Origin of the sequence: Rhodococcus sp. Chr-9, assembly GCF_000801125.1 — a bacterium.
Taxonomy (GTDB): Bacteria; Actinomycetota; Actinomycetes; order Mycobacteriales; family Mycobacteriaceae; genus Rhodococcus; species Rhodococcus pyridinivorans.
The window spans coordinates 266,903-280,077 of sequence record NZ_JTIZ01000131.1; the positions used below are offsets into that span (position 1 = coordinate 266,903).

Annotated in this window: 13 protein-coding genes; 4 read left to right on the top strand and 9 right to left on the bottom strand. The window is 68.4% G+C overall.

The annotated features are described in order from the left end of the window. Positions 1-15: 15 nt before the first annotated feature. The 4 genes from QR64_RS24410 to QR64_RS24425 form a co-directional block, all read right to left on the bottom strand. The gene (locus QR64_RS24410; RefSeq protein WP_033096835.1) at positions 16-366 is read right to left on the bottom strand and encodes a VOC family protein; all 351 of its coding nucleotides are present in this window, start codon (positions 364-366) and stop codon (positions 16-18) included. Positions 367-714: 348 nt separating this feature from the next. Continuing rightward, on the bottom strand, positions 715-1,392 hold the full coding sequence (gene purQ, locus QR64_RS24415; protein WP_006551823.1) for a phosphoribosylformylglycinamidine synthase subunit PurQ: 678 nt from the start codon (positions 1,390-1,392) through the stop codon (positions 715-717). Further along, the gene (gene purS, locus QR64_RS24420; RefSeq protein WP_006551824.1) at positions 1,389-1,634 is read right to left on the bottom strand and encodes a phosphoribosylformylglycinamidine synthase subunit PurS; all 246 of its coding nucleotides are present in this window, start codon (positions 1,632-1,634) and stop codon (positions 1,389-1,391) included. The genes purQ and purS overlap by 4 nt, the downstream gene beginning before the upstream one ends. Positions 1,635-1,760: 126 nt before the next feature. Then, entirely contained in the window at positions 1,761-2,156 is a 396-nt protein-coding gene (locus tag QR64_RS24425) for an LLM class flavin-dependent oxidoreductase (RefSeq protein WP_006551825.1), read from the bottom strand. Positions 2,157-2,344: 188 nt separating this feature from the next. Here QR64_RS24425 and QR64_RS24430 point away from each other — a divergent pair, with 188 nt between their 5' ends. Next, complete coding sequence (locus QR64_RS24430; protein ID WP_006551826.1) at positions 2,345-2,989, top strand: MBL fold metallo-hydrolase; 645 nt, start codon at positions 2,345-2,347, stop codon at positions 2,987-2,989. Positions 2,990-3,083: 94 nt separating this feature from the next. Here the strand turns inward: QR64_RS24430 and QR64_RS24435 are convergent, their stop codons facing one another. Beyond that, positions 3,084-4,727: an FAD-binding dehydrogenase gene (locus QR64_RS24435; protein ID WP_033096836.1), complete on the bottom strand. Its 1,644-nt coding sequence runs from the start codon at positions 4,725-4,727 to the stop codon at positions 3,084-3,086. A gap of 58 nt (positions 4,728-4,785) precedes the next feature. Continuing rightward, positions 4,786-5,490, bottom strand: a complete 705-nt coding sequence (locus QR64_RS24440) for a DUF2334 domain-containing protein (RefSeq protein WP_039587676.1) — start codon at positions 5,488-5,490, stop codon at positions 4,786-4,788. A gap of 138 nt (positions 5,491-5,628) precedes the next feature. On the opposite strand from QR64_RS24440, the gene QR64_RS24445 reads away from it, so the two are divergent. Then, positions 5,629-7,755, top strand: a complete 2,127-nt coding sequence (locus tag QR64_RS24445; protein WP_039587677.1) for an FAD-dependent oxidoreductase — start codon at positions 5,629-5,631, stop codon at positions 7,753-7,755. Positions 7,756-7,837: 82 nt separating this feature from the next. On the opposite strand, the gene bluB is transcribed toward QR64_RS24445, so the two are convergent. The 3 genes from bluB to QR64_RS24460 all read right to left on the bottom strand — a co-directional run bounded on the left by bluB (position 7,838) and on the right by QR64_RS24460 (position 10,586). Next, positions 7,838-8,497, bottom strand: a complete 660-nt coding sequence (gene bluB, locus QR64_RS24450) for a 5,6-dimethylbenzimidazole synthase (protein ID WP_019290034.1) — start codon at positions 8,495-8,497, stop codon at positions 7,838-7,840. Position 8,498: 1 nt separating this feature from the next. Continuing rightward, the gene (locus QR64_RS24455; protein ID WP_019290035.1) at positions 8,499-8,993 is read right to left on the bottom strand and encodes a glutathione peroxidase; all 495 of its coding nucleotides are present in this window, start codon (positions 8,991-8,993) and stop codon (positions 8,499-8,501) included. 228 nt (positions 8,994-9,221) lie between these two features. Further along, positions 9,222-10,586 (bottom strand): cation:dicarboxylate symporter family transporter, encoded by a 1,365-nt coding sequence (locus QR64_RS24460; RefSeq protein WP_039587678.1) that lies wholly within the window; start codon positions 10,584-10,586, stop codon positions 9,222-9,224. Positions 10,587-10,848: 262 nt separating this feature from the next. Between QR64_RS24460 and QR64_RS24465 the strand changes: the two genes are divergently transcribed. Both QR64_RS24465 and QR64_RS24470 read left to right on the top strand, forming a co-directional pair. Further along, positions 10,849-12,402 (top strand): sensor histidine kinase, encoded by a 1,554-nt coding sequence (locus tag QR64_RS24465; protein WP_006551833.1) that lies wholly within the window; start codon positions 10,849-10,851, stop codon positions 12,400-12,402. Beyond that, entirely contained in the window at positions 12,399-13,091 is a 693-nt protein-coding gene (locus QR64_RS24470) for a response regulator (RefSeq protein WP_006551834.1), read from the top strand. Before QR64_RS24465 ends, QR64_RS24470 begins: the two co-directional genes overlap by 4 nt. Positions 13,092-13,175: the final 84 nt, after the last annotated feature.

Sequence of the window (13,175 nt, forward strand, 5' to 3'; positions counted from 1 at the left end):
TCCTCGTACCGAGTGTCAGTGCCCCTCGGCGACGCAGAACAGGTTGCCCTCGGGGTCGGCGAGCGTCACCCAGCGGAAGTCGTCGCCCATGTCCTCGCGGTGGACCTCCTTCGCGCCGGCCTGCACGAAGCGCTCGACCTCGGCGTCGAGGTCGGGGGCGGCGAGATCGAGGTGCACGCGGTTCTTCCCGGGTGTCGGATCGGACACCTTCTGGAAGCCCAGCCTGATGCCCTGTGGCAGGGCGACGATGAAGAACCAGCCGTCGTTCTCCTGCTCGATGCGGCCGCCCGTACGCCCGGCCCACCATCTCGCGATCGGAGCCGGATCGGTCGTGTCGAAGGTGATCATCGCAATGGTCGCTGTCATGGCGCGACGGTACCGCCGGGGACCGACACGCAACGCCCGTCGACGGACAGGCCCGATTTGGGTAGTCCTACTCAGGACAGGACGATTCGGCTCCGGCAGACTGATCCGCGATGTCGCGCATGGGGGATGACGACGACATCGCGCCCGGGACTTGATCGGGGGGTCGAGCTCCGGGTTGTAGGGACGAGGGATTCCGCAGCCGATCGGGACGGTGGCGGGGTCCCTCGTTCCGTCTCTCCTGTTCCGGAACTTCGGTTCGAAGGATTCCTCGAGCCCGCCGGAACGAGCGACGCCCCCACGACCCGGGAGGGTCGATGGGGGCTTCGCCGGAAAATTCCGGTCAGGCGGTCACGCGTTGACGACCGCGTCCAGCACGCTGTAGAACATGCCGAGTCCGTCATCGCTGGGGCCGGTGAGCGCCTCGGTGGCGTGCTCGGGGTGCGGCATGAGACCGACGACCCGGCCGTTCGCCGACGAGATGCCGGCGATGCCGCGCTGCGAACCGTTCGGGTTGTCGCCCGCGAAGCGGAACACCACGCGACCTTCACCCTCGAGCTCGTCGAGCACCTTCTCCGATGCCTGGTAGCGGCCCTCACCCGACTTGAGCGGGATGAGGATCTCGGCGCCGGCCTCGTAGCGCGAGGTCCACGCGGTGGTGTTCGACTCGACCTTCAGCCACTCGTCGCGGCAGACGAAGTGCAGACCGGCGTTGCGGGTGAGCGCGCCGGGCAGCAGACCCGCCTCGCACAGCACCTGGAAGCCGTTGCAGATGCCGAGGACGGGCATGCCCTTCTGCGCGGCCTCGACGACCTTGCCCATCACCGGTGCGAACCGTGCGATGGCACCGCAGCGCAGGTAGTCGCCGTAGGAGAAGCCGCCGGGCACGATCACCGCGTCGACCCCCTTGAGATCGGCGTCCCCGTGCCACAGGCTCACGGCCTCACCACCGGCGAGCTTCACCGCGCGGGAGGCGTCGACGTCGTCGAGCGTGCCCGGGAAGGTGATGACTCCGATGCGTGCGCTCATGCGTCACCGTCGATCCGCCGGATGGCCCAGTCCTCGATCACCGTGTTGGCGAGCAACGACTCGGCGATCTTCTCGAGCTCCTCGTCGCCGACGCTGCCGTCGACTTCGAGCTCGAAACGCTTACCCTGACGGACGTCGGTCACGCCCGCGAAGCCCAGCCGCGACAGCGCCCCGGTGATGGCCTGACCCTGGGGGTCGAGAATCTCGGCTTTGGGCATGACTTCGACGACGACACGCGCCACGTGCTGCTCCTCGGTAGTAGTGCTGGCGCCCGGGGACGGACACCGGACATCCAGCAGTTTACCGGCCGTGGCCACCGGGAAGGGCATCGGCCGAGGTCCTCCTCGTGCGAGACCCGTCACCCCCGTTCAACGCCGCTCGGCAGCAACGAGTTCGCGCACGCGGGGCGCGACCTCACCGGCGAAACGTTCGAGGTCGGACCGCGACCCGTCCGCGGTCTCCGCGAAGGTGCCGGAGATGTTGTAGAGCCGGCGGATCGCGGCGGGATCACGCCCGGCACGGTGCGCGCCCTCGTCGACGCGAGCGCTCATCTCCCCCAGCTTCTCGGGCCCGGCGGCGAACGAACTCGGCAGCCATCCGCCGGCGAAGCGGCCGGTGACGTCGAGCATCCGCTTGCCGTAGGCGCCGAGCCAGATGCCGAGAGCGTGCGCGGGGAACGGGCCCCGCTTCGCGCCGGTCAGCCGGTAGTACGTGCCGTCGATCCCGGCCGCGCCCTTCTCGTCCGACCACAGAGCACGGATCACCCCGATCGCCTCGATCAGTGCGTCGACCGCTTCGCCGGGGATGCGATGCGGTCCAGGCGCTCTCCGACACCACGGCGAGGTCGACGACGCCCACCGGATCGGCAGCGGACGGCGTGAGGAAGATTCCGAAGCGGAGTTCCTGTCCGTGAGTCGGTCATCGGGCTCCTCCCGACGGCATACTCGACGACATGCAACTGACCCATTTCGGCCATTCCTGCATCCTCGTCGAACACCTCGGCGCGAAGCTCCTTTTCGACCCCGGAAATTTCTCCCACGGGTTCGAGGGCATCACCGGACTCGACGCGATCCTCGTGACCCACCAGCATCCCGACCACGCCGATACCACCCGGCTGCCCGCGCTCCTCGAGGCCAACCCCGGAGCGCAGTTGTTCTCCGACCCGCAGTCGGCGAACCTGCTCGACGGCGACTGGACCGCGGTGCGTCCCGGCGACTCCTTCTCGGTGGGTTCGCTGACCGTACGCGGCACCGGCGGACGGCACGCGGTGATCCACCCCGACATGCCCGTCATCGACAACACGGCCTTCCTCGTGGGCGACGACGAGAATCCGTCGCGGCTGCTGCACCCCGGCGACTCGCTGTACATCCCGCACGAGCGCGTCGACGTGCTGGCCCTGCCGTCGACCGCGCCGTGGCTCAAGATCTGGGAGGCGATCGACTACCTGCGCGCGGTGAATCCGCGGGTCGCCGTGCCGATCCACCAGGGCATCGTCAACGACAACGGTCGCGGCATCTTCTACGGCCGGTACAGCGAGATGGCGCCGGAGGGCACCGAATTCCGCGTGCTGCCGCACGAAGACGGCGTCGAGGTCTGACGCTGCGGAGCGCGAAACGGTCGTCGGCGCGGGATGTTTCGCGCTCCTACGACCGTTTTGCGCTCTGCTGTCCCAGTCGACGCCAACGGGAGGTTCAGCGGGCGGCGGCGCGACCCGCCGCCCGGCCCGAGAAGATGCATCCGCCGAGGAAGGTGCCCTCGAGCGACCGGTAGCCGTGGACGCCGCCACCACCGAAGCCGGCGACCTCACCGGCGGCGAAGAGGCCGTCGAAGACCGACCCGTCCGACCGCAGGACGCGCGACGACAGGTCGGTCTCGAGCCCGCCGAGCGTCTTGCGGGTGAGCAGGTGCAACTTGACCGCGATGAGCGGTCCGGCCTTGGGGTCGAGGATCCGGTGCGGCGCCGCGATGCGGACGACGCGGTCGGGTACGTAGGCCCGCGCCGAGCGCACCGCCGCGACCTGCAGGTCTTTGGTGTACTTGTTGTCCATCTCGCGGTCCCGGGCCTCGACCACCGAACGCACCTGCTCGTAGTCGAGCGGCGCCTCGGGGGTGAGTTCGTTCATGCCCGCCACGAGATCGGCGAGCGTGTCGCGGACGACGAAGTCGACACCGCGCTCCTTGAAGGCCTCGACCGGTCCGGGGGCACCCGACCTGACCCGCTGCAGCAGCAGGCGGAGGCTGCGCCCGGTGAGGTCGGGATTCTGCTCGGAGCCAGAGAGCCCGAACTCCTTCTCGATGATCTTCTGGTCGAGCACGAACCAGGTGTGGTCGTAACCCGTGCTCACGATGTACTCGAGGGTGCCGAGCGTGTCGAAGCCGGGGAACAACGGCACCGGCAACCGCTTGCCGGTGGCGTCGAGCCACAGCGACGACGGGCCGGGCAGGATGCGGATGCCGTGATCGGGCCACACCGGGTCGTAGTTGGTGATGCCCTCGGTGTAGTGCCACATGCGGTCGCGGTTGACGATGTTCCCGCCGGCCTTCTCGGTGATCTCGAGCATCCGGCCGTCGACGTGCGCGGGCACACCGCTGAGCATATGCTTCGGCGGCTCCCCCATCCGCTTCGGCCAGTTCTTCTTCACGAGGTCGTAGTTGCCGCCGATCCCGCCGGAGGTGACGATCACGGCTCCGGCGGAGAACTCGAAGTCCCCGACGACGGTGCGGGAGGACGCCACGCCGCGCGCCGCGTCGGTGGGCTCGAGGATCGCTCCGCGCACACCGGTGGCGGCGCCGTCGGTGACGACGAGTTCGTCGACCCGGTGGCGGTGCTTCAGCGTGACGAGACCGCGTTCGACGCCTTCGCAGAGCTTGCGCTCGAAGATTTCGACGAGGCCCGGACCGGTACCCCAGGTGATGTGGAATCGCGGGACCGAGTTGCCGTGCCCTGCAGCGTCGTATCCGCCGCGTTCGGCCCAGTTGACCATCGGGAAGATCTTCAGCCCGCGCTGCTCGAGCCAGGCGTGCTTCTCCCCCGCGGCGAACTCGACGTAGGCCTGGGCCCAGCGCCGCGGCCAGCGGTCCTCGATCTCGCGGTCGAAGCCGGCGGTCCCCATCCAGTCCTGCAAGGCGAGTTCGTAGGAATCCTTGATCCCGAGTCGTCGCTGTTCGGGACTGTCGACGAAGAACAACCCACCGAACGACCAGAAGGCCTGCCCACCAATGTTGTTCGAGTTCTCCTGATCGACCAGCAGAACCTTGCGACCGGCGTCGATCAGTTCACCGACCGCCACGAGCCCCGCGAGTCCCGCCCCCACCACGATCACGTCAGCATCCATGGCCGCCAACATTACCGAGCGGATGCGGCGACCGGGAGCACCGGCGGGCCAGGCGGGATCACGCCACGCGGCTGTTCGACGGACGCGGCCGCCAGGCGTGGACGGTCGGTTCGGCACCGTGGTGCAGCGCGAGGTCGACGGCGTCGAGGATCGCCTGCCGGGGTCCGGACTCGGCGAGCCGGGGAGCGGCGATCGCCAGACGCAGCAGCTCCCCGCGCCACGCCGTCCGCGACGCGCCCATCACCATCGCGCGGCAGCGCCACACGTCCGACCCCGCACCGTCACCGAGCGCGTACAGCCGCGTCTTCGTCACGGTGCCCGCCACCAGATCGTGGATCCCCGCGTTGTCCGCCATCATCCGGAAACCGACCTGCGGAAGTGCTGTCACTGCGCCCGGCGACGCGCGCCATCGCGGTGGTGCGAACAGCCGGGTGCGCAGTCCGGTCTCCTCGAGCACACGGTCGGCGGCGAGCAGGCGCAACCGTGCTTCGTGCTCGGGCAGCGTCGCGAACTCGGCGCGACGTCGCTTCGTCGCCGCCTGGTCGTAACCGTGCAGCACGATCGCGTCGCCGCCCTCGCGTCGCTCGAGCAGCCACTCCTGCGTCGCCGGATCCCGCACGAGGCGGTAGTGGTCTTTCAGGCGGGGTGCGACGAACAGCGACAACGGCACTCCACGCGCGTCCGTCTCACGGGCGAAGGCGTCCACGAGGTCGCGCGTGACGTCCCGGATCCCCGACACCGACACGATCATCCGTCCGCTCATGCCCCCGAGCCTGCTGCACTCGGGTGAACGGCGTCCTGCCCGACCGGGAAGTCCGGATGAAGACTCGGGCCGGCGATCCGCATCCCGTTCATCGGGACAGTGTCGACGGCCACACGGAGCCGGGCATACCGTCCGGGCGTGGCAGTCCCGAACCAGACCTATACGCGCCTTCTCTCCCCCGGCACCATCGGGCCGATCACCCTGGACAACCACGTGGTGATGCCCGCCATGGACATGAACCTCTGCGAGGACGGGGAGATCGAGCAGGGCGACATCGATCATTTCGTCGCCCGCGCGGCCGGAGGCACCGGGCTGATCGTCACCGGATGCTGCGCGGTCGCCTATCCGGCGGGATGCACCAGCACGAAGGAACCCGGCCTGTCCGAGGACCGGTTCATCCCCGGCCTCCGCGCACTGACCGACGCCGTCCACGAGGCCGGCAGCAAACTGTGCGTGCAGATGGTGCACCACGGCAAGGTCGCCCGTATCGACACCCTGCAGGGCCGGCCGCAGCTCGTGCCGAGCATCCCGAAGCCGCCGAGCGACATGAGCGCCATGGCCGACTGCACGCCCGCGGAACTGCAGCGCATGGCATCGATCCAGGGTGGCGCGCAGGCCACCTACAACGAGGCCTCCGAGAGCGACATCGAATGGTTGATCCGGATGTTCGCCGAGGCCGCGGGCCGGGTCGCCGCCGCCGGAGCGGACGCCGTCGAGATCCACGCCGCCCACAACTACGTGCTCGGCGCCTTCCTCAGCCGCTACACGAACCAGCGCACCGACGGATACGGCGGGTCGCTGGAGAACCGGGCCCGGCTGACCTGCGAGGTGATCCGCGCGGTCAAGGCCGAGATCGGCGACCGCCTCGCCGTCATCGTGCGGCTGGCAGGGCAGGAATACGGTGAGACGGACGGCCTGACCGTCGAGGAATCCGCTGCTGCCGCAGTGCTGTTCGAGCAGGCCGGTGCCGATGCACTCCACGTCACTGGCACCGCGCTGAACGCGTTCGCGAATTTCACCGACGGCCCGTTGCCGGACAAGGTCGGCTACTACACCCACAACGCGGCGGTCATCAAGCGTGCGGTGTCGATCCCCGTCATCACCGTCGGCCGCATGCTGCCGGAGGTCAGCGAGCGAATGATCGCCGAGGGCGTCACCGACTTCGTCGCGATGGGACGTCAGTTGCTGGCCGATCCCGCGCTCGTCGCCAAGCTCGAGCAGGGCCGCAGCGAGCAGATCCGCCCGTGCATCAACTGCTATGTGTGCGTGCAGGAGAACTTCTGGGATGCCACGCCCATCTGTGCGGTCAATCCGGCGCTGGGCAACGAGACACTCGTGCCGTTCGTCCGCACTGCGGCGCCGAAGCACGTCGTCGTGGTGGGTGCCGGGCCGGGCGGCCTCGAGACTGCGCGGGTCGCCACCGAGCGCGGGCACCGCGTCACCGTCCTGGACAAGACCGACCGGCTGGGCGGGACCCTGTGGTTCTCGACCCTCACCACCCCCGACAACGAGCGGCTGCTGAAATGGCTGACGGCCGAGGTCACCCGCCTCGGCATCGACGTGCGGCTCGGCGCCGAGGCCACCTCCGCATCGATCCGCGCCCTGGAGCCGGACGTGGTGGTCGTCGCGACGGGCGCCGTGCGGGAACGTCCCACCGTGCCGGGCGGGGACTTGCCGCACGTGCACACCGGCGACAGCATGCGTGTGCTCATGACGGGTGCGGGCGACGTCTCCGATCAGTCCCCGGTGCTGCGGGTGATGGGCCGGGTGGGCAGGCTCGCCGGTATCACCACGAGCCCTCGGAGGATCCGTGATCTGAGCCGGTGGTTCCTGCGTTTCCTGCCGATGGCGAAGGACGTCGTCGTGATCGGCGGGTCGCTCGTCGGGCTCGAACTCGCGGAGTTCATGGCCGAGCGGGGAAGCCGGGTGACGCTGCTCGCCGAGGGGAAGCAGCTCGGGGTGCCGATGGCGATGCCGCGCCGGTGGACCGCCGTCAAGCACGCGCGCGAGGTCGGCCTCGAGGTGCATCGTGGTGCGACGGTTCAGCGCATCACCCCGAAGACGGTGGAGTTCACCGTGGGTGGCGAGACGAAATCGGTACGCGCCCGCATGGTCGTGGTCGCGTCCGGTGTGTCGGCGGCAGCACCGCTCGCCGACGAACTGGCCGGCTCGGACATCGATGTCCGCGTCGTCGGGGACGCGGGTCGGGTCGACTACATCGAGGGCGCCATCCACAGTGCCTGGAAGGTCGCGACCGAACTCTGAAAACAGGCAGGTGGCGACCGATCTGTGAAACAGCGGGTGGCGGCCGGCTCGCGCACTCACGAACCGGTCGCCACCCGTCGGATCAGGCTTCCCGGTCACCCGGCGCCGCGAACCTGTCGCGGTGCACGGCCTCCTCGAGCTGGCGCCCCTTGCGCCAGCCGAACCGTTCGAGGTCGGGTATCTCCTGGAGCCGCGTGACCGGCCCGACACACAGCCACGCGATGGGACGCACGGGTGCGCTCACTCCGACGAAGTCGGCGAGGAAGTCCTCCTCGTAGAACGACACCCATCCCACGCCGAGACCCTCGGCGGTCGCGGCGAGCCACAGGTTCTGGATCGCCAGCACGGCCGAGAACAGGCCGGATTCGTCGATGGTGTGACGGCCGAGGATGTGCTTGCCGCCGCGTTCGGGGTCGTAGGTGACGACGACGCCGGTCCCCGATTCGACGATGCCTTCGATCTTGATGGGGTCGAAGGTGCTCTTCCGGTCCTCGGGGAGCGAGTCGGCGAACGCCTGCCGGCAACCGGCGACGTGCTCGGCGAACTCCTTCAGCCGCTGTTCGTCCTGTACGACGACGAAGTCCCAGGGCTGGGTGTTGCCGACACTGGGTGCGTGATGGGCGGCCCGCAGGATGCGCATCAGCGTGTCCTCGTCGAGCCGTTCCCCGCTGAATTCTGCACGGACGTCGCGACGCATGCGGATGATGTCGTACAGCGCGTCCCGCGCTTCTGTGCCGAACATGTCAGGCCGGCAGGATCTCTTCGAGGGCGTCGAGGATCTCGGGCGCATCCGGTTCCGTGCGGGGACGGAAGCGCGCGGCGACCGTGCCGTCGGGAGCGATGAGGAACTTCTCGAAGTTCCACTGGATGTCGCCGGCCTCGCCGGAGGCATCCGGGTGCTTGGTGAGCTCGGCGTAGAGAGGATGCCGGTTCTCGCCGTTGACCTCGATTTTCTCGAGCAGCGGGAAGGTCACGCCGTAGGTGGCGGAGCAGAACTCCTGGATCTCCTCCGGCGTTCCGGGCTCCTGACCCATGAACTGATTGCACGGCACGCCCACGACGAACAGTCCGCGGTCGCGGTATTCCTGCGCGAGCTTCTCGAGTGCCGTGTACTGCGGGGTCAGGCCGCACTTGGACGCGACGTTCACGACGAGTACCGCGTGGCCCTCGTACGAGCCGAGATTCGTGGGTTCACCCGAGAGGGTGTTGATCGGGATGTCCTGGAGAGGCGTGGTCATGCATCCAAACTATCGTGTGCCCGATCACTCCCCCGAACATCGGCGTGCTACATCTTCTCCCCCGGCAGCGCGGCGGCCTGTCTCACCCACTTCCGGACCTTCTCCTCGTCGAGGTCCTCGAGCCGGCGGGTGTCGTGATAACGCCGCCGGCGCGTAGTCGCTACAGAAATAGCTGTCCGCTACGGAAAATTTCCGTAGCGGACAGCCATTGTCGTAGCGGATGCCGGATCAGACGGACACCTTCTCCAGGTTCGCCGGTTCGCGCTCGGGAGCGGGCTCGTGATCGTCGACCATCATGCTTTCGTCGAACGGCAGCCGTCCGCTGAGCACCTCGTCGACGCGGTCACGGTCCACCGACTTGGTCCACGTGCCGATGAGCAGGGTCGCGATGGCGTTGCCGGAGAAGTTGGTGACGGCACGCGCCTCGGACATGAACCGGTCGACACCGACGATCAGGCCGACACCGTCGAGCAGGTCGGGACGGTGGCTCTGCAGCCCACCGGCCAGAGTGGCCAGACCGGCACCGGTGACCCCGGCCGCACCCTTCGAGGCGACGATCATGAACAGCAGGAGCGAGATCTGCTCACCCATGTTCAGGGGACTGCCCATCGCGTCGGACACGAACAGGGCGGCCATCGTCAGGTAGATCGCGGTGCCGTCCAGGTTGAACGAGTAACCGGTGGGCACGACCACGCCGACGGTGGTGCGCTGGACACCGAGGTGCTCCATCTTGGCGATCAGACGCGGCAGCGCGGACTCCGACGACGACGTCGCGAAGATGAGGAGGTACTCGCGGGCGAGGTACTTCACGAGCTTGAACACCGAGACACCGGAGACCGCTCGCAGCAACGATCCGAGAACACCGAAGACGAACACGACGCACGTGAGGTAGAAGGCGATCATCAGAACACCGAGCTGCAGGACCGCGCTCAGACCGGTCTGGCCGACGACGTTGGCGATGGCACCGAAGGCACCGATCGGGGCGAGCCACAGGATCATCGTCAGGATGCGGAAGACCAGCTTCTGCAGGTGGCCGATGCCCCGCAGGATCGGTTCACCCGACTTGCCGATGCCCTGGATGGCGAAGCCGACGAGCAGCGCCACGAACAGGGTCTGCAGGACGCTGCCCTCGGTCAGTGCGGACAACAGGGAGGTGGGGATGATCGACGCGATGAAGTCGACGGTGCCACCGGCGGCATGCGCCTTCTCGGCGAGTTCGGCACCCGAGCCGGCGTTGGCCGGATCGAGGGTGAGCCCCGAGCCCGGGTCGAGCAGGTTGCCCACACCCAGGCCGATTGCGAGGGCCACGGTCGACATGCCCACGAAGTAGATCAGCGCGAGTCCACCGATCCGGCCGACGCTCGCCGCTGCCCGGACCGACCCGATGCCGAGCACGATGGTGCAGAAGATCACCGGGCTGATCATCATCTTGATCAGGTCGACGAACATGGTGCCGAGGACACCGAGCGACTTGCCCGTCTCGGGGGCCAGCCATCCGACGGCGATACCGGCGACGACGGCGATGATGACGCCGATGTACAGCCAGTGGGTACGGTCGCGGCGTTTCTCGCCCCGCACGGTTGTGGTGCTCATGGAGTGCCCTTCGATCATGCGCGGGCTCGTCGCGCGATGTTCACGGATAACGGGATGCGGTGACGCACCGGCGAGGACTCGGGAATCGACCGTGGTTCGGTCGGGTACTACGGGACCCTGGTAGGGGCCGCTCCGCGCCCGGGTGGTGACCGGCATCACGTCCACATAAGGACATGGTGGTGGCCGGGTCGCCGCGGGAGAAGTTTGTGTACATAGTGTTCACGGGAGGTGAACGGTGAACCGTCGCCAGGCGAGACCGCCGATGAGCGTGGCGGGCCAACTGCTCATCCTCCAGCTGGTGGTGTTCACGGTGATAGCGATCGTGGCGGGTGCGCTCATCGTCGTCGACGAACGCCGCGACGCCGACGAGGCCACGCGCCGCACCGTGACGGATATCGCAGTGACAGCCGCGCTCTTCCCGGAGGTCGCGGACGGGTTGCTCTCCCCCGATCCGACCGCAGCGCTCCAGCCCCGCGCCGAGCAGATCCGCGAGGCGACAGGGGTGGACTTCGTCGTCGTCGTGGACCCCGAGGGCATCCGCGTGACACATCCGGTGCCGGAGCAGATCGGGTTGCCGTACACGGGCCACACCGATGAGGCCCGTTCGGGCACGCCGTTCACCGAGACGTACACGGGCAGCCTCGGATCGTCGATCCGCACCATCGCGCCGGTCTACGACGACGGCACGCTCGTCGGATTCGTGTCGGTCGGGGTGACACGGGAGAGGATCGCCGAGAACTTCGTGCGGAGCCTTCCGGGCATCGTCGGCCTGGTGGCGGCCGGGCTCGTGGTCACCGCGGCGGGCGGATACCTGATCGCGCGGCGCCTGCGCCGTCAGACCCTCGGGCTCGATCCCGACCAGCTGCGGCGCATGTACGAACACCACGACGCCGTCCTGCACTCGATCGGTGAAGGGCTGCTGGTGTTCGGTGGAGCACCCGGCGCCTCACCGCAGGTCGACGTCGTCAACGACGAGGCACGCCGCCTGCTCGGCCTTCCCCCGACCGGGCCGGTCCCCTTCGACGCCCTGCCCGAGACACTGCGCGAACTCGCAACCACCGGCGAGGCACGCGACGAGGTGCACCTGACGCGCGACCGCACCCTCGTCGTCAACAGCGACGCGGTGAACTGGAACGAGCGCCGCATCGGCACCGTCGTCACCCTCCGCGACCACACCGAGTTGCGCGGTGTCCTCGGTGAACTCGACTCGGTCCGCGGATTCGCCGAGTCGCTGCGGGCGCAGGCCCACGAGTCGGCGAACCGTCTGCACACCATCGTCACGATGGTCGAACTCGGCCGGACGGAGGACGCGGTCGCGTTCGCGACGCAGGAACTGGCGGTCTCCCAGCACCTGATCGACAGGTTGACAAGTGCCATCCACGAGCCGGCGCTGTCGGCGTTGCTGCTCGGCAAGATCGACGAGGCGGCCGAGCGAGGTGTGGAACTGACCGTCACCGACGACACGGAACTGGGCCCGGTTCCGTCCATCCCGGCGCGCGATATCGTCACCCTCGTCGGGAATCTCATCGACAACGCCATCGACGCCTCCCATGCGTCGGACGACCCATGGGTGGAGGTGACTGTGCGTCGGGACGATTCGTCGATGATCGTCGAGGTCGCCGACAGCGGGCCGGGGATGTCGCCGGAGGTGCTGGCCCAGGCCATGCAGCGCGGCTACTCCACCAAGTCCGAGCAGCGCGGCCTCGGACTCGCACTCGTCGCCCAGGTCGTGGCGCGTCACGGGGGAACTCTGCGCACCGAACCGTCGCTGGGTTCGATGATCGTCGCCGTGATCCCCTTGGAGAGCCGGTCGTGATCCGGGTGCTCGTCGTCGAGGACGAACCGCTCATCGCCGAGGCCCACCGCGAATACGTCGGGAGGGTGGACGGATTCGAGGTGGTAGGTGTCGCGCACACGGGTAGCGACGCCGTGCGGGCGGTCGCGTCGGCTGCGCGGGTGGGCACACCGGTGGATCTGGTGCTGCTCGACATCGGGCTCCCCGACACGAGCGGCCTCGAAGTGGCTGCACGCCTGAGCGCCGGTCGTCCGAGTCCCGACATCATCGCCGTCACGTCGAACCGCGATCTGGAGGTCGTGCGGACGGCGGTCGCGCGGGGTGTGGTGCTGTATCTGCTCAAGCCGTTCACCTTCGCGGCACTGCAGGACAAGCTCGAACAGTACGTGGCCTACCGCTCGGCGTTGCGCGACGCCGAGACCGCGGCGGGCCAGCACGATATCGATCGCGCCATGTCGGCTCTGCGCACGAGCAGTTCCCGTCCGTCCACACCCAAGGGCATCTCCCCCGACACGCTGTCGAAGATCACCGATTTCCTTCATCACGCCGACGGGCCGCGAACCGCTGCGGAAGTCGGATCGGCCGTGGGGGTCTCACGCGTGACGGCGTGGCGTTACCTCGAACGGCTCGCCGACGACGGAGCCGCGACCCGCATCACCGAGTACGGCCGCGCCGGCCGGCCTCAGGTCCGGTACGAACTGCGCAGGTGAGCGGTCTGCTATCGGCTACACAGTTCGTCATTCGCGTCGGCAATTCGGAAGTTGTCAACCTGTCTGAGACAGATGGGTGATGTT

Bases quoted from the DNA above. Each gene is read 5' to 3' on its own strand.
- QR64_RS24410 (WP_033096835.1), bottom strand. From the start codon at position 366: ATGACAGCGACCATTGCGATGATCACCTTCGACACGACCGATCCGGCT.
- purQ (WP_006551823.1), bottom strand. From the start codon at position 1,392: ATGAGCGCACGCATCGGAGTCATCACCTTCCCGGGCACGCTCGACGAC.
- QR64_RS24430 (WP_006551826.1), top strand. From the start codon at position 2,345: ATGCAACTGACCCATTTCGGCCATTCCTGCATCCTCGTCGAACACCTC.
- QR64_RS24435 (WP_033096836.1), bottom strand. From the start codon at position 4,727: ATGGATGCTGACGTGATCGTGGTGGGGGCGGGACTCGCGGGGCTCGTG.
- QR64_RS24440 (WP_039587676.1), bottom strand. From the start codon at position 5,490: ATGAGCGGACGGATGATCGTGTCGGTGTCGGGGATCCGGGACGTCACG.
- bluB (WP_019290034.1), bottom strand. From the start codon at position 8,497: ATGTTCGGCACAGAAGCGCGGGACGCGCTGTACGACATCATCCGCATG.
- QR64_RS24455 (WP_019290035.1), bottom strand. From the start codon at position 8,993: ATGACCACGCCTCTCCAGGACATCCCGATCAACACCCTCTCGGGTGAA.
- QR64_RS24460 (WP_039587678.1), bottom strand. From the start codon at position 10,586: ATGAGCACCACAACCGTGCGGGGCGAGAAACGCCGCGACCGTACCCAC.
- QR64_RS24465 (WP_006551833.1), top strand. From the start codon at position 10,849: ATGAGCGTGGCGGGCCAACTGCTCATCCTCCAGCTGGTGGTGTTCACG.